The organism is Streptomyces sp. NPDC016309, assembly GCF_043077235.1.
Lineage (GTDB): Bacteria > Actinomycetota > Actinomycetes > Streptomycetales > Streptomycetaceae > Streptomyces.
The window spans coordinates 33,288-51,429 of record NZ_JBIBSG010000008.1; the positions used below are offsets into that span (position 1 = coordinate 33,288).

General features: G+C 72.5%; 13 protein-coding genes. 9 read left to right on the top strand and 4 right to left on the bottom strand.

The features are described from left to right. Positions 1-119 precede the first annotated feature (119 nt). Positions 120-1,310, top strand: coding sequence for an acyl-CoA dehydrogenase family protein (locus ACF068_RS20765; RefSeq protein WP_392275742.1), 1,191 nt, complete (start codon positions 120-122; stop codon positions 1,308-1,310). 13 nt (positions 1,311-1,323) lie between these two features. On the opposite strand, the gene ACF068_RS20770 is transcribed toward ACF068_RS20765, so the two are convergent. Then, positions 1,324-1,758: a cell division protein SepF gene (locus ACF068_RS20770; RefSeq protein WP_392275743.1), complete on the bottom strand. Its 435-nt coding sequence runs from the start codon at positions 1,756-1,758 to the stop codon at positions 1,324-1,326. Between the two features lie 287 nt (positions 1,759-2,045). On the opposite strand from ACF068_RS20770, the gene ACF068_RS20775 reads away from it, so the two are divergent. From ACF068_RS20775 to ACF068_RS20785, 3 genes are all read left to right on the top strand, one after another. Continuing rightward, on the top strand, positions 2,046-3,350 hold the full coding sequence (locus ACF068_RS20775; RefSeq protein ID WP_392275744.1) for a DUF5685 family protein: 1,305 nt from the start codon (positions 2,046-2,048) through the stop codon (positions 3,348-3,350). A gap of 543 nt (positions 3,351-3,893) precedes the next feature. Further along, positions 3,894-4,796, top strand: coding sequence for a S1 family peptidase (locus tag ACF068_RS20780; protein ID WP_392275745.1), 903 nt, complete (start codon positions 3,894-3,896; stop codon positions 4,794-4,796). Between the two features lie 136 nt (positions 4,797-4,932). Continuing rightward, positions 4,933-5,436, top strand: coding sequence for a hypothetical protein (locus ACF068_RS20785; RefSeq protein ID WP_392275746.1), 504 nt, complete (start codon positions 4,933-4,935; stop codon positions 5,434-5,436). Between the two features lie 103 nt (positions 5,437-5,539). On the opposite strand, the gene ACF068_RS20790 is transcribed toward ACF068_RS20785, so the two are convergent. Beyond that, positions 5,540-6,442 carry a DUF4231 domain-containing protein gene (locus ACF068_RS20790; RefSeq protein ID WP_392275747.1) on the bottom strand — a complete coding sequence of 301 codons (903 nt, stop codon included), beginning with the start codon at positions 6,440-6,442 and terminating at the stop codon, positions 5,540-5,542. A gap of 230 nt (positions 6,443-6,672) precedes the next feature. On the opposite strand from ACF068_RS20790, the gene fxsA reads away from it, so the two are divergent. The 4 genes from fxsA (at position 6,673) to fxsT (ending at position 14,435) form a co-directional block, all read left to right on the top strand. Next, a complete protein-coding gene (fxsA, locus tag ACF068_RS20795; protein WP_392275748.1) occupies positions 6,673-6,837 on the top strand; it encodes an FxSxx-COOH cyclophane-containing RiPP peptide in 165 nt (54 codons plus the stop codon). A gap of 9 nt (positions 6,838-6,846) precedes the next feature. Beyond that, on the top strand, positions 6,847-9,066 hold the full coding sequence (fxsBH, locus tag ACF068_RS20800) for a radical SAM/SPASM protein FxsBH, inactivated beta-hydroxylase extension form (protein WP_392275749.1): 2,220 nt from the start codon (positions 6,847-6,849) through the stop codon (positions 9,064-9,066). A gap of 121 nt (positions 9,067-9,187) precedes the next feature. Next, positions 9,188-10,519 carry a TIR-like protein FxsC gene (locus ACF068_RS20805; RefSeq protein WP_392275750.1) on the top strand — a complete coding sequence of 444 codons (1,332 nt, stop codon included), beginning with the start codon at positions 9,188-9,190 and terminating at the stop codon, positions 10,517-10,519. Beyond that, on the top strand, positions 10,503-14,435 hold the full coding sequence (fxsT, locus tag ACF068_RS20810; RefSeq protein ID WP_392275751.1) for an FxSxx-COOH system tetratricopeptide repeat protein: 3,933 nt from the start codon (positions 10,503-10,505) through the stop codon (positions 14,433-14,435). Before ACF068_RS20805 ends, fxsT begins: the two co-directional genes overlap by 17 nt. A 258-nt stretch (positions 14,436-14,693) precedes the next feature. Here fxsT and ACF068_RS20815 read toward each other — a convergent pair whose 3' ends face one another. Next, positions 14,694-15,566: an alpha/beta fold hydrolase gene (locus ACF068_RS20815; protein WP_392275752.1), complete on the bottom strand. Its 873-nt coding sequence runs from the start codon at positions 15,564-15,566 to the stop codon at positions 14,694-14,696. Positions 15,567-15,852: 286 nt separating this feature from the next. Here ACF068_RS20815 and ACF068_RS20820 point away from each other — a divergent pair, with 286 nt between their 5' ends. Beyond that, positions 15,853-16,938, top strand: coding sequence for a S1 family peptidase (locus ACF068_RS20820; protein WP_392275753.1), 1,086 nt, complete (start codon positions 15,853-15,855; stop codon positions 16,936-16,938). Between the two features lie 120 nt (positions 16,939-17,058). Here the strand turns inward: ACF068_RS20820 and ACF068_RS20825 are convergent, their stop codons facing one another. Further along, positions 17,059-18,093 (bottom strand): DUF3533 domain-containing protein, encoded by a 1,035-nt coding sequence (locus ACF068_RS20825; RefSeq protein WP_392275754.1) that lies wholly within the window; start codon positions 18,091-18,093, stop codon positions 17,059-17,061. Between the last annotated feature and the right edge of the window lie 49 nt (positions 18,094-18,142).

Genomic DNA, 18,142 nt, shown 5'->3' on the forward strand with positions numbered 1-18,142 from the left:
GTGTGGCGCCCGCCACCGGCTCTGGACGCGTGGCATCCGGCGTCGTAACGTCGGCGGCGCAGCGTAACTAACACCGCTAGTTTTAGCCTCGTCGCCCCGTGCCGCCCGGAGGTCCCGCCATGTCCGCACCCGCGAAGCTCCCGCCGTTCGACGCCGGGGACCCCCTCGGCCTGGACGACCTGCTCGGACCCGACGACCTCGCCGTCCGCGACACCGTCCGCACCTGGGCCGCCGACCGCGTCCTGCCGCACATCGCCGAGTGGTACGAGAAGGGTGAGCTGCCCGTCATCCGCGAGCTGGCCCGGGAGCTCGGCTCGATCGGCGCGCTCGGCATGTCGCTGGAGGGCTACGGTTGCGCGGGCGCGAGCGCCGTCCAGTACGGACTGGCCTGCCTCGAACTGGAGGCCGCCGACTCCGGCATCCGCTCCCTGGTCTCCGTCCAGGGCTCGCTCGCCATGTACGCGATCCACCGGTTCGGCTCCGAAGAGCAGAAGCGGCACTGGCTGCCGTCCATGGCGGCGGGGGAGACCATCGGCTGCTTCGGCCTCACCGAGCCGGACATCGGCTCCGACCCGGCCGCGATGCGCACGCACGCCAAGAAGGACGGCACCGACTGGATCCTCAACGGCCGCAAGATGTGGATCACCAACGGCTCGGTGGCCGGGGTCGCCGTCGTCTGGGCGCAGACCGACGAGGGCGTCCGCGGCTTCGCCGTACCGACGGACGCCCCCGGCTTCTCGGCCCCCGAGATCAAGCACAAGTGGTCGCTGCGCGCCAGCGTCACCAGCGAACTCGTCCTGGACGACGTACGGCTGCCCGCCGACGCGGTGCTGCCCGGGGTCACCGGTCTCAAGGGGCCGCTCAGCTGCCTGAGCCACGCCCGCTACGGAATCGTCTGGGGCGCCATGGGCGCCGCGCGCTCCTCGTTCGAGGCGGCCCTGGCGTACGCGAGGACGCGCGAGCAGTTCGGCAGGCCCATCGGCGGCTTCCAGCTCACCCAGGCCAAGCTCGCCGACATGGCGCTGGAGCTGCACAAGGGCATCCTGCTCGCCCACCACCTCGGGCGGCGGCTCGACGCCGGCAGGCTCCGCCCCGAGCAGGTCAGCTTCGGCAAGCTCAACAACGTGCGCGAGGCCATCGAGATCTGCCGCACCTCGCGGACGATCCTCGGCGCCAACGGGATCTCGCTCGAATACCCCGTCATGCGGCACGCCACCAACCTGGAATCGGTGCTCACCTACGAGGGCACCGTGGAAATGCACCAGCTCGTGCTGGGCAAGGCGCTCACCGGTCTCGACGCGTTCCGGTAAGCGGCCCTGCCCGTCAGCTCTGGTTGAAAAAACCGTCCTGGGTGTGCGTCCCGGGCTCTCCGTTGACGATCTGCGTGTCCGCGGGCGTCAGCAGGAAGACCCGGGTCGCCACGCGCTCGATCGACCCGCGCAGACCGAAGGTCAGGCCGGCCGCGAAGTCGACCACGCGCTTGGCGTCGGCGGGCTCCATGGAGGTGAGGTTCATGATGACCGGGACGCCGTCCCGGAAGAGCTCGCCGATGCTGCGGGCGTCCCGGAAGCCGTCCGGGGACACCGTGGCGATGCGGCGGCCCTCCTCCTGGGCGGTCTCGGAGGCGACCCGCACCCGCGGGTCGGTCACCCAGGAGTCGCTGCTGCGGTCACCCTCGGCGTACTCGTCGTCGTAGTAGCGCTCGTCGTTGTCCTCGACGAGGCCGAGCCATGCACTCGCCTTGCGCACCGATCCCATGGACGCCTCCTTTCGCGCGGTCACTTGTGGTTCCGCTATCCCTATGGTCGTCCATCATGCGGATCGCGCGCCAAGTGGACAGTCACCGCGCGAGCGATTCGTGACGCTACTGGTGCAGAAGATGTGGCGATTCGTCAAGGTTCCCCGGGTGTACGGCCCCTGAGAAAGGGGCGGCGGAACGTAAATACGACGTTCGGGCCGTACGGGTGAGCGTGCGGACGTACGGGTGAACGAACCGGGCTCGGTACGATGCCCGCCGCACTTCGCACACCTCACGGGGGAACACCATGTTCGGGATCGTCAGACCGTGCACCCACCGGCTCAGCGACGGGCTGAAGACCGAGTGGATGGCCCATCTCTGCGGGCTCTGCCTGGCACTTCGGGCCGACCACGGGCAGTTCGCGCGGGTCGCCACCAACTACGACGGCCTCATCGTCTCCGTCCTGACGGAGGCTCAGACGCAGCGCTCCGCCGACGCGCGGCGCACCGCCGGGCCGTGCCCGCTGCGCGCCATGCGCACGGCACCCGTCGCGCGGGGCGAGGGGGCGCGGCTCGCCGCCGCCGTCTCCCTGGTGCTGGCCTCGGCCAAGGTACGGGACCATGTCGCCGACCGGGACGGGCTGCTGGCGCGCCGTCCGATGGCCGCCGCCGCCCGCCGGGTCGCGCTCGGCTGGGACAGGGCGGGCGCCCGGGCCGGCCGCGAGCTGGGCTTCGACACGGCCGTCCTGGTCGACGCGGTGGACCGGCAGACCGGCATCGAGTCGCTGGCCGGTCCCGGAACATCCCTGCTGACGGTCACCGAGCCGACCGAGACGGCCACCGCGGCGGCCTTCGCGCACACCGCGGTCCTGGCCGGCAAGCCGCAGAACGTGGCCCCCCTGGCCGAGGCGGGCCGGCTCTTCGGGCGCCTGGCGCACCTGCTGGACGCCGTGGAGGACCGGGAGGCCGACGCGGCCTCGGGCGCCTGGAACCCGCTCACCGCGACCGGGACGCCGCTCGCCGAGGCGCGGCGGCTCGCGGACGACGCGCTGCACGGCATCCGGCTCGCGCTGCGCGACGCGGACTTCGTGGACGACAAGCTGCTGCACGTCCTGCTCGCGCACGAGCTGCGGCAGTCCGTGGACCGGGCGTTCGGCACGACGAGCTGCTCGCACCAGGGGTACGGCGGTAACCCCCCGCACCAGGGCGGCGCCCCGGGGCCGTACGGCGGCCAGAACCCGTACGGCGGCCAGGGCCCCTACGGGGGCCAGAACCCGTACGGCGGTCAGAACCCCTACGGCGCGCAGCCCGGCGGCCCGCACGGCCACGGGGGACCCGGAGGCCCCGGCGGCGGTCACGGCGGCCACGGCGGCGGTTACGGCGGCGGGATGCCGCCCTTCGGCGGGCCCGGGGACGGCGGGCCGTCGCGCCCCAAGCCCCGCGGCCTCCTGGCCGGCTGCGCCGCCTTCACCTGGCTCTTCTGCACCTGCCAGATGTGCTGCGCCAAGGAGTACGAGGGGCCCTGGTCCCGCAAGAAGCGCGAGGGCTGCTGCCGCGACTGCGACTGCAACCCCGGCGGCTGCGACTGCTGCTGCCCCTGTGACGGCTGCTGACGGTCCGTAAGGGACGCCGGGTGCACCCCTCCAGGCTCAGGCATCACCCGGAGGGGCGAATTCCGGACGCCCCGGACGTCTGCCAGGACGAGGACGGCGGCCCCCGCCGCCGCGCGCGCCGACGGCGGCGGGGGAGCGGCGGCCGCGGTCCGGCGAGGCGGCGGCGGGCCGGGTCGCGGCCTCGGCCCCCGCGCCGAGCTGCCGTTCGTCCGCCGGTGCACACGCCCGCCCGCCCGGTGCACACGCCCGCCCGCCCGGCGTCCGGGGGCGGGCGGGCCCCGCCGTCCGCCTCGCCACGCCCCCGGTACGGCACGGCCGAAACACACCCTTGTGCCGGTGGTTGACCATGCGAATACTCCCCCAAGCAGCGCTTGTCAGGAGCACGGCGTGTCCGGAACCCGGACACCACCGGAAAGGGTGAGTGAACCGAAGGCGCACGCCATGGCGTCCCGGAGGTGACCGAGCCCGAGACGGAGTCTGACTGCGCCTCACGGGCCCGACCCCCCACGGCGGGCCCCCGATTCCCCTCTGGAGGAACGACAAGTGAGGATCAAGCGCACCACCCCCCGCAGCGGCATAGCCAGACGCCCCCGTCTGCTCGCCGTCGCCACCGGTCTCGCCGCCGCCGCCACCCTCGCGGTCCCCGCCGCGAACGCCGAATCCGCGCAGTCCTTCAGCGCCGCCGAGCTGTCCGCCGCCGGCTCGGCCGTCCTGGCGGCCGACGTACCGGGCACCGCATGGCACGTCGACCAGGCCACCGACAAACTGGTCGTCACCGTCGACTCGACCGTGTCACCGGCCGAGATCGCCAGGATCAAGCGCCAGGCCGGGGCCAACGCCGGTGCCCTGAAGATCGAGCGCACGCCCGGCAGGTTCACCAAGCTGATCTCCGGCGGCGACGCCATCTACGCCAGCAGCTGGCGCTGCTCGCTCGGCTTCAACGTCCGCGACGGCGCGGGCGCCTACTACTTCCTGACCGCCGGTCACTGCACCGACGGTGCGGGCACCTGGTACTCCAACTCCGGTCGCACCACGGTCCTCGGCTCGACCTCCGGGTCCAGCTTCCCCACCAACGACTACGGGATCGTCCGCTACACCAATAGCACCGTCACCAAGTCCGGCACCGTCGGCAGCGTCGACATCACCAGCGCCGCCAACGCCACCGTCGGCATGTCGGTGACCCGACGCGGCTCCACGACCGGCACCCACAGCGGGTCCGTCACCGGCCTGAACGCCACGGTCAACTACGGCGGCGGCGACATCGTCTACGGCATGATCCGCACGAACGTGTGCGCCGAGCCCGGCGACAGCGGTGGCCCGCTCTACTCCGGCAGCCGCGCCATCGGTCTCACCTCCGGCGGCAGCGGCAACTGCTCCTCCGGCGGGACGACCTTCTTCCAGCCGGTCACCGAGGCCCTGAGCGCCTACGGCGTCAGCGTCTACTGACCGTCCTCCACCCGGCACCACCCGGGCCCCCGGCCGGACGTCCCGGCCGGGGGCCCGGCGCACTGCCCGGAAGCGCCCGCATTTGAGAGGATGTGACGGCGCTCGGCCAGAGGCCGACTTCGGGAAGCGGGGGCGGATGAAGCGCATCGGAGTGACCGGTCACAGGGACATCCCCGAGGAGCTCGACGCCCACGTGCGTGCCGTCGTCCGCGCCGAGGTCGACGCCGCCGCCCGCCGCGCCGCCCGTGGCCCCGGCGGCCCGCTGGAGGCGCTGTCCAGCCTGGCGGCCGGGGCGGACCAGATCTTCGCCGGCATCGCCCTCGACTGCGGCGCCGAGCTGACCGTCGTCATCCCCAGCGGTGACTACGAGGACGGTTTCACCGACCCGGACGAGCTCGCCCGCTACCACTGCCTCCGCAAGCGCGCCACGCGCGAGGTCAGGATGGACTTCGCGCGCTCCACCGACGAGGCGTACTACGCGGCCGGCACCTACATCGCCGACCAGTGCGACCGGCTGATCGCCGTCTGGGACGGCCGCCCCGCCCGCGGCCTCGGCGGCACCGGCGACATCGTCCGCTACGCCCGCGCCCGCGGGAAGCCGGTCACCGTCGTCTGGCGCACGGGCGTCCAACGCGCCTGACTGGCCGGACGCCCGCCCACCGCCCCGCCGGACCGGGCGGCCCACCGCCCGGGGCCCATCAGGCGGCGCGCCGGACCCGGTGGCGCGTCGCCCGGCCCGGGCGTCAGCGGCGGTGCTGGACCAGCCAGTCGGTGTGCTGCGGCGAGACGACGCGCTCGGTCTCGTAGACCGCGGCCGCCCACCGGTCCTCGCCGATCACCGTCTCCATCGCCGTGTGCATCGCCGCCAGGTCCTCCTCCACCAGGGAGTGTGCCGCTATCAGCGGCTGGTGGCGGCGGATCTCGCTCCAGGCGACGCACGCGGCCGCCGCGGCCGACAGGAGTCCCGCCGGCACCGCCGAATCGCCCACCGAGAAGGTCCGCAGCACCCCCAGGAACAGGGCCAGGACCGTGAGCACCGAGATGGTCGCCGACCACAGCGTGGTGGCGCGCCGCGACATCACCGTCTTCCTGTGGTACCAGTTCCGCTGCTCGATCAGACGGTCCCTCACGTACGTTTCCTTGCGTACGCGGAAGGGCTTGTCGCGCAGCATCCGCATGGCCGGGGTGATGAGCTCCGTCCGGTCGTCGGCCGGTGCCGAGGCCCGCGGGTCGGCCCAGCCCACCTTCCGCAGTTCACCGAGCCCGGCCTCCAGCCGGGACAGGAACTCCCCGTCAGGATCGGGGAAATCGGCGTCGAAGGGCGCGCCGTGGACGGCGTACCGCCAGCACATCGACTTGATGAACTCGGCGGCGGATCGGTTCAGTTGCCATTGCGACGACGCGCGGCGCCGTGAGGCCCGTAATGTCGCCAGGAGTACGCCCGCGTACGCCAACGCGCTGAGCGCCGCCGCCAGTTGGAACGTACCCCCGACGCGCCAGCCGCCGGGCACCGCCGCCAGACAGGCGCCCAGGACCAGCAGCCAGAGCTGCGCGCGGGTGTCCTGCACCGCTTCGCGCTGCCGGGCGATGGCTGTCTCGTCCGCCCGGTGGAACAGTGCCGGCAGATCTGCGTTTCGGAAGACCATGCTGTGCAGTGGGCCCTGAAACCCGGTCATGCGCACCCCCGTCTGCGGTTTTGTCTTCACTCTTTCGGTGGAATGGCTTGTTCCGGGCCGGTCGGTGAATACTGGCGCAACGCTTTTGTTTCAACCCCTTGCGCTGATTTGCTGTAGGTGGGCATGAGAGTAAAGTCGTGCCGCCGACACTGCAACGGTGCGGTTATCCCCAACCGACCCACTCCCCTAGGACGGCCGTCGTGAGCTTTCCCACCGCAGTAACCTTCGCTGTCGCGAAGAAGAATCGTGTGCCGCTCGCCGAGATCGACGTACGCGGAGCGGCAGCCGCCAAGAAGCTCGGCCGGGTCCTGCCGTCCGTGAGCGACCGTACCGAGCGCGTCCCGACGTTCAACTCGGCGCTCTAAACTGGCGGAATGACTGGACCCCTGGTCCCATTCCGCGAGATCGTCCTGAAGGTCCACAGCAGGTGTGATCTTGCGTGTGACCACTGCTATATCTACGAACACGCTGATCAGAGCTGGCGTACCCGCCCCAAGGCAATCTCTGACCAGGCCATTTCCTGGACAGCTCTGCGACTGGCCGAGCATGCCAAGAAACATGCCCTGCCCTCCGTGTCAGTGATCCTGCACGGAGGGGAGCCTCTGCTGGCAGGGCCCGCGCGTCTGAGGCGCGTCTGTGAGGAACTGACCGCCGCCCTCGCCCCGGTCACCGACCTGGACCTCCGGATCCACACCAACGGCCTCCAGCTCAGCCCCCGCTACCTCGACCTCTTCGACGAGTACGGCGTGAAGGTGGGCATCTCCCTCGACGGTGACAAGGCGGCCAACGACCGCCACCGCCGCTTCGCCGACGGCCGCAGCAGCCACCCCCTCGTCCTCAGGGCCGTCGACCTGCTGCACCAGGACCGCTACCGCCACCTCGACCTCGGTCTGCTCTGCACCATCGACGTGGCCAACGATCCCGTCGCCGTGTACGACGCGCTCACCGCCCTCGCGCCGCCGCGCATCGACTTCCTGCTCCCGCACGCCACCTGGGAGCAGCCGCCGCCCCGCCCGGACGGCTCGCCCACCGCGTACGCCGAGTGGATCCTCGCCGTCTTCGACCGGTGGAACGACCGGGGCAGGCCCGTGCCCGTACGCCTCTTCGCCTCGATTCTGTCGACCCTCGGCGGGGGCCCGAGCCTCACCGAATCCCTGGGCCTGGCCCCCACCGACCTCGTGGTCGTCGAGACCGACGGCACCCTGGAGCAGGTCGACAGCCTGAAGAGCGCCTACGAGGGCGCCGCGGCCACCGGGTTCGACGTGTTCCGCAACACCCTCGACGAGGTCGCCGCCCACCCCGGCGTGCGCGTCCGCCAGCTCGGCCTCGCCGGCGTCGGCGCGACCTGCCGCCGCTGCCCCGTCGTCCGCTCCTGCGGCGGCGGCCTCTACACCCACCGCTACCGGGCGGACAACGGCTTCGACAACCCGTCCGTCTACTGCGCCGACCTCGAAGCGCTGGTCCGCGGCATCGAGGACCGCACCGCCGCCACCACCGCGGCGCCCGCCGTGGCCGACCCGGGCGCGCTCGTCGCCGAACAGCACGACCTGACCCGCGTCCTGCTCGCCGAACTGCACAGCGAGCTCGACGGGCGCGGCGGCGAGCCGTGGGCCGAGGCCTGGGAACGGGCCGGCGCCGTCGAGCGGTGCTCCGACGGGCTCGACGAGGTGCTCGCCCACCCCTACACGCGCGGCTGGCTCCTCGCCTGCCTGGACGCCCTCCGCGAGGAACGCCCCGGCGCGGCGGACCGGGCGGGGGAACTGGCGCGGTACGTGGCCGCCGCCGCCGTACGGGGGCGGGTCGACGTCCCGGTCCGGATCGCCCACCCGGGCGGCCCGCTGCACCTGCCCACCCTCGGGACGCTCGGCCCCCTGGCGGCCGGTGCCACCGAGGTGCGGGCGGCCGGCGGGGGGCTCGTGGTCCGGGCGGCCGGGGGCGGCGAACTGCGCGTCGAGCGACCGGGGGAGGAGGCGGCCGGCTGGCGGCCGGTGCGGCGGGGCCCGCACGGCGCGGCGCTCGACGACCTCGACCCCTACCGCGACGTCTTCGACGCCCCCGTCGCCGGCCGGCTCGCGCCCGGCGACGCGGCCGGGTGGGCCGGGCGGCTGGACGACGCCTGGGCGCTGCTGCGGGACGCCGTACCGGAACAGGCCGGGGAGGCCGCCGCGAGCCTGACCGTCCTGACGCCCGTCACCGGAACCGGCCCGTCCGTGGGCCGGCACGGCTACGGGGCCCTGGGCCTGCCGCTCGCGGCGGACGGCCCCGAGCTGGCGCGGGCCCTGCTGCGCGGCTTCCGGCGGGCCAAGCTGCGGGCGCTGCTCGACGTCACGGACCTCTACGCCCTGGACGGCGCCTGGCGGCACCCGGCGCCCTGGCGGGAGGAGCCCGTACCGGTCTCCGAACTGCTCGCCGGGGCCTACGAGCGGGCCGGCCTCCCGGCCTCCGGGGAAACCGGTGGCGATCATGCGGAAAGGGCCCTCGACCTGCTGGAAAACGCCGCGGAACTCACCGTGAGCGGCAAACTGCTGGTCACCGGTCTGCGCAAGGAACTGTGCCGATCAAGGGAACGGTCCGGCATGCTGTTGCAGGGATGACCGAAAAGCAACGGTGAATGACTGAACGTCATGGGGGTCGAGCAAAGCCTGCTCCGGAATGATTAATCAGCTCGTATCCTTCTCATCCCGGATGCGAGTGATCACATAGGACGGGGGTCGTGTGCAGGCGTCACCGCAAGCGCGAGCGGCGGACCATCGGCCGTACTTCTTCTTGAGTTACGCCCACACGCCGAGGTACGGATCCGGTGGCCCCGATCCCGACATGTGGGTCGAGCGGCTCTTCCGCGATCTGTGCGGCCATGTGATGGCCATGACGGATCTTCCCGCCGGATCCCCCGCCGGATTCATGGACCGGGAGATCCGCTCCGGCGAGGGCTGGTCGGAACGGCTGGGGGAAGTCCTGGCCACCTGCCGGGTCTTCGTCCCCCTGTTCTCACCCCGCTACTTCGCCAGCGAGATGTGCGGCAAGGAGTGGTACGCGTTCGCCACCCGGGCGATCTACCACCACGCCAAGCACAACAAGCCCGCCGAGGCGATCGTGCCCGCCCTGTGGGTACCCGTACCGCCCGAACAACTCCCCGGACCCGCCGAGCGACTGCAGTTCAACCACCGCGACTTCGGCGACCGCTACGTCACCGACGGACTCTACGGCCTGATCAAACTCCGCATATTCGCCGAGGAGTACGAACGGGCCGTGTACGAACTCGCCAAACGCATCGTCGCCGTCGCCGACAGCGCGGCCATCAGCCCCGGCAGACCCGTCGACTACCGCTCGGCACCCAGCGCCTTCGGCGCCCCCGGCCGCGGCCCCCGGCCCCTGCGGGTCACCGTCGCCGCCCCCAGCCGCCACGACCTCCCCGACGGCCGGGACCCCGACTACTACGGCGACATGCCGCTGGACTGGAACCCGTACCACCCCGACGCCGCCCGGCCGCTCGCCTACGTCACCGAGGACCTGGTCCGCTCGCTCAACTACCAGGCCACCGTCACGTCCTTCGACCACGACGCCGGCCCGCCCGACGCCAAGCAGCCCCCCAGCAGCCCCGAGATCCTGCTCCTCGACCGCTGGGCCCTGAAGGACGACGAACGCCGCGAACGGCTCGCCGCCTTCGACGCCGAACACCGCCCCTGGGTGAGCGTCGTCGTCCCCCGCAACCAGACCGACCACCAGAGCCGGGCGGTGGACGCCGAACTGAACCGGACGCTCGAGGAGACCATGCCCATCAAGATGGGCCAGGGCCGCGCCGCCAGCCGCGCCGCCGCCCGGGGGGTCCCCAGCATGGAGGCCTTCGGCCAGATCCTGCCCCAGGTGGTGGAGGCGGCCGCCCAGCAGTACCTGCGGCACGCCGCCGTCTACCCGCCCGCGGGCGGCCGGCACACCGAACGGCCCCGGCTGCGCGGCCCCATGGCGGGCGAACTGGGCACCACGCACTACATACCCGAGACACACGTCGCGCCCGATGCGGAGGACCTGGATGACAGCCAGTCGTGACGGACGCATCGTCACCTTCTACTCCTACAAGGGTGGTACGGGACGGACGATGGCCCTGGCCAACACGGCCTGGATTCTCGCCGCGAACGGCAAGCGGGTCCTGGCCGTCGACTGGGACCTGGAGGCCCCCGGCCTGCACCGCTTCTTCCACCCCTTCCTCGACCCGTCCACCCTCGGCGCCACCACCGGCGTCATCGACCTGATCACCGAGTACGCCTGGGCCGCCACAAGCCCCGTGCAGCGGCCCGACGACTGGCACCGCGACTACGCCCGCATCCAGCCGCACGCCGTCTCCCTCACCCCCGAGGCACTCGGCTGGGAGTTCCCCGACGGCGGCACCCTCGACTTCGTCTCCGCGGGCAAGCAGAACCGCGAGTACTCCGCCACCGTCTCCACCTTCGACTGGGACAACTTCTACGACCGGCTCGGCGGCGGCCACTTCTTCGACGCGCTGCGCGACGACATGAAGGCCAACTACGACTACGTCCTCATCGACAGCCGCACCGGCCTCAGCGACATCGCCGACATCTGCACCGTCCACCTGCCGGACGCCCTCGTCGACTGCTTCACCCTCAGCGACCAGTCCATGGACGGCGCCGCCGCCGTCGCCCGCCAGATCGACGAACGCTACGGCGGCCGGGGCATCCGCATCTTCCCCGTACCGATGCGGATCGACGAGGGCGAGAAGGAGAAGGCCGACGCGGGCCGGGCGCTGGCACGGCTGAAGTTCGACGGTTTCCCCAGCGGGATGGCCGGGGAGGAACTCGCCTCCTACTGGGGCGCCGTCGAAATCCCGTACCGCCCCTACTACGCCTACGAGGAGACCCTCGCCACCTTCGGCGACGACGCCGGCATCGCCAACTCGCTGCTCTCCGCCTTCGAACGGCTGACCACCGTCGTCACCGACGGGGACGTCACCGCCATGCCGGCGGTCGACGAGGAGGTACGGCTGCGGATCCGCGACGCCTTCACCCGCCGTCGCCCCGCCCTGCCCGCCGACCTGTTCCTGTCGTACGTCGCCGAGAACCGCATGTGGGCCGACTGGATCGAGTCCGTCCTCACCCGGGCCGGGTTCCGCGTCGTCCCCCGCGACGTGTCCGCCGACCCGGCGACCGGCGGCGCCGACGCCCTCCACGCCGCCGAGAACGCCGCCCGCACCGTCGTCCTGCTGTCCAGCGCCTACCTCAAATCGGCCCGCGCCGTCGAGGTGTGGGAGCGCGCCGCCGCCGAGGACCCCGGCGGCGGACGGCGCCACCTGCTGCCGCTGCGCGTCGGCGACGTCCGGCTCACCACCCCGTACATCGACCGCAACCCCGTCGACCTCTTCCGCCTCGACGAGGTCACCGCCACCGGCGCCCTGCTGCGCGCCCTGGACCGGCCGGTCAAGCTCAACGAGGGCGTGCCCCCCGGACCGCGCTTCCCCGGGACCGTGCCCAAGATCTGGAACGCCCCGCCCCGCAACCCCGGCTTCACCGGCCGCTCCGTCGTCCTCGAACGGATGCGTGACCAGCTCGGCGGAGGAATGGCCGTCGTCCTGCCCCAGCCGCAGACCCTCTACGGCCTCGGCGGCGTCGGCAAGACCCAGGTCGCCCTGGAGTACGTCCACCGCTTCATGGCCGACTACGACCTCGTGTGGTGGATGTCCGCCGAACAGACCGACGACGTCATCGCCGGACTCGCCGAACTCGCCGTCCGCCTCGGCGCCCAGGGCGGCGACGACATGGCCGCCGCCTCCCAGGAGGCCATCGACCTGCTGCGCCGCGGCGTGCCGACCAACCGCTGGCTCCTCGTCTTCGACAACGCCGACGACCCCGACGCGCTCAAGCGGTTCTTCCCCACCGGCGGGCACATCCTGGTGACCTCCAGGAACCAGACCTGGTCGCAGTACGGCGACGCCCTGCCCGTCGACGTCTTCCTGCGCGAGGAGTCCGTCGAACACCTCCGGCGCCGCGCCAAGGGCCTCGGCGCCGAGGACGCAGACAAGGTCGCCGAAGCGGTCGGGGACCTGCCGCTCGCCGTCGAACAGGCCGCCGCCTGGATCGCGGAGACGGCCACCCCGGTCGCCGCCTACCTGGAACAGCTCCAGGAAGCCGCCGCCCGCACCCTGGCGCTCAACCAGCCGGCCGGCTACCCCGAACCCGTCGCCGCCACCTGGAACGTCTCCATCGAACGGCTCAAGGAACGCTCACCGGCCGCCGTACGGCTGCTCCAGCTCTGCGCCTTCTTCGCGCCCGAGCCGATCCACGCCAACCTCCTGTACAGCAAGGAGATGATCGAGGCGCTCAAGCCCTACGACGCCTCCCTCCAGGAGAAGCTGGTCCTCGGCCGGGTCATCCGCGAGATCGGCCGGTTCGCCCTCGCCAAGGTCGACCAGGTGTCCAACTCGATCCAGGTGCACCGGCTGGTGCAGGCCGTCATCCGGGCGCAGCTCTCCGAACAGGAGCAGCGGGAAGCCCGCCACGCCGTCCACCGCATCCTCGCCGGCGCCCGGCCGGACGACGACGAACCCATCGACAACCCCGAGACCTGGCCCCGGTTCGCCACCATCTGGCCGCACCTGGGCACCTCCGAGGCCCGGTACTGCAAGGAACCCGAGACCCGCCGGCTGCTCATCGACCGCGTCCGCTACCTCTGGAAGCGCGGCGACTGGCAGACCGCCGGCTCGCTCGCCGAGGACCTGCGCAACGCCTGGCGCGACATGCTCGGCAACGACGACCTCCAGTACCTCTACCTGCGCTTCCACCTCTCCAACATCCTCCGCTCCCAGGGCCGGTACGTGGAGGCCAGGGAGCTCGACGAGGTCACCCTGGAGCGGCAGCGCGCCGTCCTCGGCCGCTCCCACCCTCACACGTACATGACCACCTCCAGCCTCGCCATGGACCTGGGCGCCCTCGGCCAGTACGGCAGGGCCATGGAACTGGCGACCGAGGCGCACGAGGGGTTCAGCCAGATCTTCCACGACTCCCACCCGCGCACCCTGGCCGCCGCCAACAACCTGGCGCTCAACCTGCGCATGGTCGGCCAGTACTCCCGGGCCCGCGAGATCGACCAGGACGTCTTCGACCGGCGCACCGAGGTGCTCGGCCCCGAGCACCCCTACACCCTCTCCTCGGCCACCTCGCTCGCCCGCGACCTGCGGGAGGTCGGACGGTACGAGGACTCCGTGACGCTGCTGGCGCGCACGTACGACAGGTACAAGGAGACCCTGGGCCGCACCTTCCCCGGCACCCTCGCCGCCGGCAAGAGCCTCGCCGTGTCGCTGCGGCGCGCGGGCAAACTGGAGGACGCGCGGCGGCTCACCACCGCCACCCGCAACCGGTACCGCGCCAAGTACACGTACGCGCACCCCGACTCCCTGGCCTGCGACCTGAACCTGGCGGCGGACCTGTTCGCCGCCGGGGAGCCGGTGGCCGCCCGGGACCTGGCCCAGGAGGTCGTCGACCAGTACCGCGAGGTGCCGGGGGAGCGGCACCCGTACACCCTCGCGGCCCTCAACAACCTGGGCATCTACCAGTGGGGCTGCGGGGCGCCGGAGAACGCCGAACAACTGCTCCAGGCCGCCCTCCGGGGCATGCGGGAGGTCCTGGGCGAACGGCACCCGCACGCCCTGTTCTGCACCGTGAACCTCGCCAACGCCAAGGCCGACCTGGGCGAGCTGGACGAGGCCCTGGCGATCGAACAGCGCACCGTGCGCGCCCTGCGCGAGGTCCTGGGCAGCCACCACCCGGAAGTGCTGGGCGTCGTCTCCAACCTGGCGGTCACCCTGGGCGCGCTGGGCCGCAAGGACGAGGCGGCCCTGCTCCGGACCGAGACCGGCGACGAACTCGCCCGCCAACTGGGCGACGACCACGCCCTGACCCGCCTGGCACGGGACGAACGCCGCGTACACCGGGACCTGGAGCCGCTGGCTGTCTGAATTTCTCGGCTCGGTTCGCCTCCGGGGCGCTTGAGTCGGTGTCGACGGTCGATCGTGCTCGGCCCCTCGTCCCTCGGGGCCTCCGCGCGTTCTCCCTTTCGGCACCCGCCGCGCCCCTTCGGCTCGCTCGCCCCTTTTTCCGGGCTCGGTTCGCCTCCGGGGCGCTCGAGCGTGTGCCGACGGTCGATCGTGCTCGGCCCCTCGTTCCTCGGGGCCTCCGCGCGTTCTCCCTTTCGGCACCCGCCGCGCCCCTTCGGCTCACTCGCGCGTGTCCAGCAGCCAGGTCAGGACGCGGGGGAGGGCGTGCAGGGCGTCGAAGTGGGCGGCGGCGGGTTCGAGGACGGCGGTGGCGCCGGGGATGCGTTCGGCGAGCCAGCGGGAGTGGCCGACCGGTGAGAAGACGTCCTGCTCGCCGTGCCAGAGCAGCACCTCGCCGGGGATGTCGGCCGGGTCGAAGCCCCAGGGGCTGCAGAAGGCCAGCGCGTCGTCGATCCAGCCGTACGCCGAGGTGCGCAGCGCCTCCTGGTAGTTGCGCAGCAGCATCGACCGTACGCCCGCGTCCGAGACGACCAGGCGGTCCGAGGCGGTCAGCTCCCGCCGCAGGTCGTCCAGGAGCCGGACCGGGTCCTGGCGGATCGCGTCGGCGCGGGGGGTGAGACGGGCGGCGACGCCGTCGGGGTCGAGGGTCGCGTGGGTGTACTCCGTGACGTTCGACGCGGCCATGCCCTCGAACCAGTCCAGCCCGTCCGCGTCCCGGGGCGCCAGCGTCACCAGCGCGGCGGTACGGGTCACCCGGTGCGGCAGCAGGGCCGCGCAGGCCAGCGCGTGCGGGGCGCCGCCGGAGCGGCCCACCACCGCGAACCGCTCCAGGCCGAGCGCGTCCGCGATGTCCGCCACGTCCGAGGCCACGTCCGCGACGCTGCGCCCCGCCAGCCGGTCCGAACCGCCGTAGCCGGGACGGTCGTACGCGATCAGTTGCATGCCGCGCTGGTAGAGCACCATGCCCCGCGGGGCCGGTCCCAGTCTGCTGCCGGGCGTGCCGTGCAGCAGGAAGACCGGACGGCCCTGCGGGTCCCCCAGGCGTTCCACCATCAGATGCCGGCCGTCCGTCGCGCGCACCCGACGTCGCAAGCCCCCCGCCTCCTTCTCCGTCCCCGGAACCTTTGATGATTCCCCATCAGGGTGCCTGTGCGGAGGGCCTTTGTCGCCTGTCGTGACACGCTCGGTGTTCGCAAACGGAACCGGCCGTGATGCCGGGAGTGATGGGTGTGCCGGGGGCGCGGAGTGAAGGTCGCGTGCGCGTCTGGAAGTCGGCCTTGTGTGCTACCGGCCGGTATCGGGATAGTGAGTTGACCATCCTCCGTGTCAGGGCACCCCACTTGTCCCGGCACGGCCCCCCACAGGAGAGGTCGACGTTGTGAAGCACCGACGCATACCCACGAGGCGTGCGGCGATCGCCGGCGGAGCCGCTGCGGCTCTGCTCGGAGCCGGACTCACCTTCCAGACTGCGAACGCCAGCGAGGACGCACCGCGGCCCGCCGTGAAGACGCTGTCGGCCCCCGCGGCGGGGAACCTCGCCGCGGCGCTCGACAGGACGCTCGGCGGTGACGCGGCGGGCGCGTACTACGACGCCGAGGCCAAGGCCCTGGTCGTCAACGTGGTGGACGAGGCCGCGGCCCGGTCCGTGCGCGAGGCCGGCGGCAGGGCGAGACTCGTCGAGCACACGCTGGCCGAGCTGACGAGCGCCCGGCAGACGCTGAAGAGCCGCGCGACGATACCCGGCACGTCCTGGGCCGTCGACCCGGTGAGCAACAAGGTCGTCGTCACGGCCGACCGCACGGTCAAGGGCGCCGACTGGAAGAAGCTCGACCAGGTCGTGAAGGGCCTCGGCTCCAGGGCCGAACTGAAGCGCACGGCCGGGGAGTTCACACCGTTCCTCGCGGGCGGCGACGCCATCCACTCCGGCGGCGGGCGCTGCTCGCTCGGGTTCAACGTGGTCAAGGACGGGGCGCCGCACTTCATCACGGCCGGCCACTGCGGCGAGTCGGGCAGCGAGTGGTCGGACGCGCGGGGCGGGGCGGCGATCGGCACCATGGTCGACTCGCAGTTCCCCGGCAACGACTTCGCGCTGGTCAAGTACGCCGGTGACACCGCGCACCCGAGCGAGGTGAACCTCTACGACGGGAGCGCGCAGGCGATCACCAAGGCGGCCGAGGCGACCGTCGGGATGAAGGTGACCCGCAGCGGCTCGACCACCCAGGTCCACCAGGGCGAGGTCACCGGCCTGAACGCCACCGTGAACTACGGCAGTGGCCAGGTCGTCGAGGGTCTCATCCAGACCAACGTCTGCGCCGAGCCCGGCGACAGCGGCGGCTCGCTCTTCTCGGGCGACGCCGCGGTCGGGCTCACCTCGGGCGGCAGCGGTGACTGCGCCTCGGGCGGTGAGACGTTCTTCCAGCCCGTGACGGAGGCGCTGAGCACCCTCGGCGCGCAGATCGGCTGACATCGGGCGTACCGCACGACAGGGCCCCGGACCCCGGCGACAGCCGGCGGCCCGGGGCCCTTGCCATGTCCTGGACCCTCGCCCCGTCCTGTGTACCCTGCCCGTCCCGGGGCCCTCGCCTCACACGGGGTCCGCGCCGACCGCTTTGCCGTCCTCCCGCCCGTCCCGTCGGCGGACCGCGGACATCACCAGGGTGAGCACGGTGCCGATGACCGCCCAGATCGCGAGGACCTGCATCGCGCCGGAGATCGCGTTGCCCTTGAAGTACGCGATCGAGCGGGCCGCCCAGGTGCCCGCGCCCGGCGGCAGGGCCGGGCCGATCGTCCGCCAGAAGTCGGGCAGCATCGGGCCGGGGAAGGCCCCGCCCGCGCTCGGGTTGCCCGCGATCACGATGAGCAGCACCGCAAGCCCGATGCCCACGATGCCGGTGAGCGCCTGGAGCGCCAGCGTGACCGCGCCGACCGCGAAGACCACCAGGGTGCCCAGGCCCCACAGGGCGAGGACGCTGCCGGGCAGGGCGCCGAGGACCGGGCCGACGATCACCGCGCCGCCGATGCCGCCGAGGAGCGCGGAGAGCGCCAGGACGGCCAGCCGGATGACGGCGCGCTGCGGGTTGGCGGGCCGGGAGCCCGCGCTGATCGCCAGGATCGAGGCGAGCAGGTAGCCGCCCACGCACCACCCCACCGCCAGGTAGAACGCGGACAGCCCGTCGAAGTCCTCGGGGGAGGCGGGAGCCACGTCCACCGTCCGCACCGTACGGCGCTGCGGCTTCTCGACCGCCGTGATGATCGCGTCCAGGGTGGTGGAGAGGACGGTCCCGCCGCCGGAGGCGACCAGCAGGGTGTCGGTCGTGCCCGCCGGGTGGACGACCAGGGCGCCGTCGATCTCCCGCTCCATGATCTGCCGCCGCGCCTCCTCCCGGTCGGTGAGCACGCGGGGGTCGAGCGGGTCGCCGGGAAGCCGCGCCAGCCGTGCGGCGGCCTGGTCGGCGGCCGCCCCCGGTGCCACCACGCCGAAGGGCACGTCCTTGGGCTTCGGGTCGTGCAGCGCGCCCACGTAGGAGGCGATGAACAGGAGCTGGAGGGCGAGCACACCGATCACCAGCAACGCGGCGCGGGGCGTGACGGCGTTCTTGACTTCGGCGGCGAGCTTCATGTCCCCACGCTCCGGGGCCCGCCCCGTTCGCGCAGGTGGGGCGGGCCGA

What these genes read in the sequence shown, in the direction of transcription:
- ACF068_RS20765 (WP_392275742.1), top strand. Translation starts at nt 120, where the DNA reads ATGTCCGCACCCGCGAAGCTCCCGCCGTTCGACGCCGGGGACCCCCTC.
- ACF068_RS20770 (WP_392275743.1), bottom strand. Translation starts at nt 1,758, where the DNA reads ATGGGATCGGTGCGCAAGGCGAGTGCATGGCTCGGCCTCGTCGAGGAC.
- ACF068_RS20775 (WP_392275744.1), top strand. Translation starts at nt 2,046, where the DNA reads ATGTTCGGGATCGTCAGACCGTGCACCCACCGGCTCAGCGACGGGCTG.
- ACF068_RS20785 (WP_392275746.1), top strand. Translation starts at nt 4,933, where the DNA reads ATGAAGCGCATCGGAGTGACCGGTCACAGGGACATCCCCGAGGAGCTC.
- ACF068_RS20790 (WP_392275747.1), bottom strand. Translation starts at nt 6,442, where the DNA reads ATGGTCTTCCGAAACGCAGATCTGCCGGCACTGTTCCACCGGGCGGAC.
- fxsBH (WP_392275749.1), top strand. Translation starts at nt 6,847, where the DNA reads ATGACTGGACCCCTGGTCCCATTCCGCGAGATCGTCCTGAAGGTCCAC.
- fxsT (WP_392275751.1), top strand. Translation starts at nt 10,503, where the DNA reads ATGACAGCCAGTCGTGACGGACGCATCGTCACCTTCTACTCCTACAAG.
- ACF068_RS20825 (WP_392275754.1), bottom strand. Translation starts at nt 18,093, where the DNA reads ATGAAGCTCGCCGCCGAAGTCAAGAACGCCGTCACGCCCCGCGCCGCG.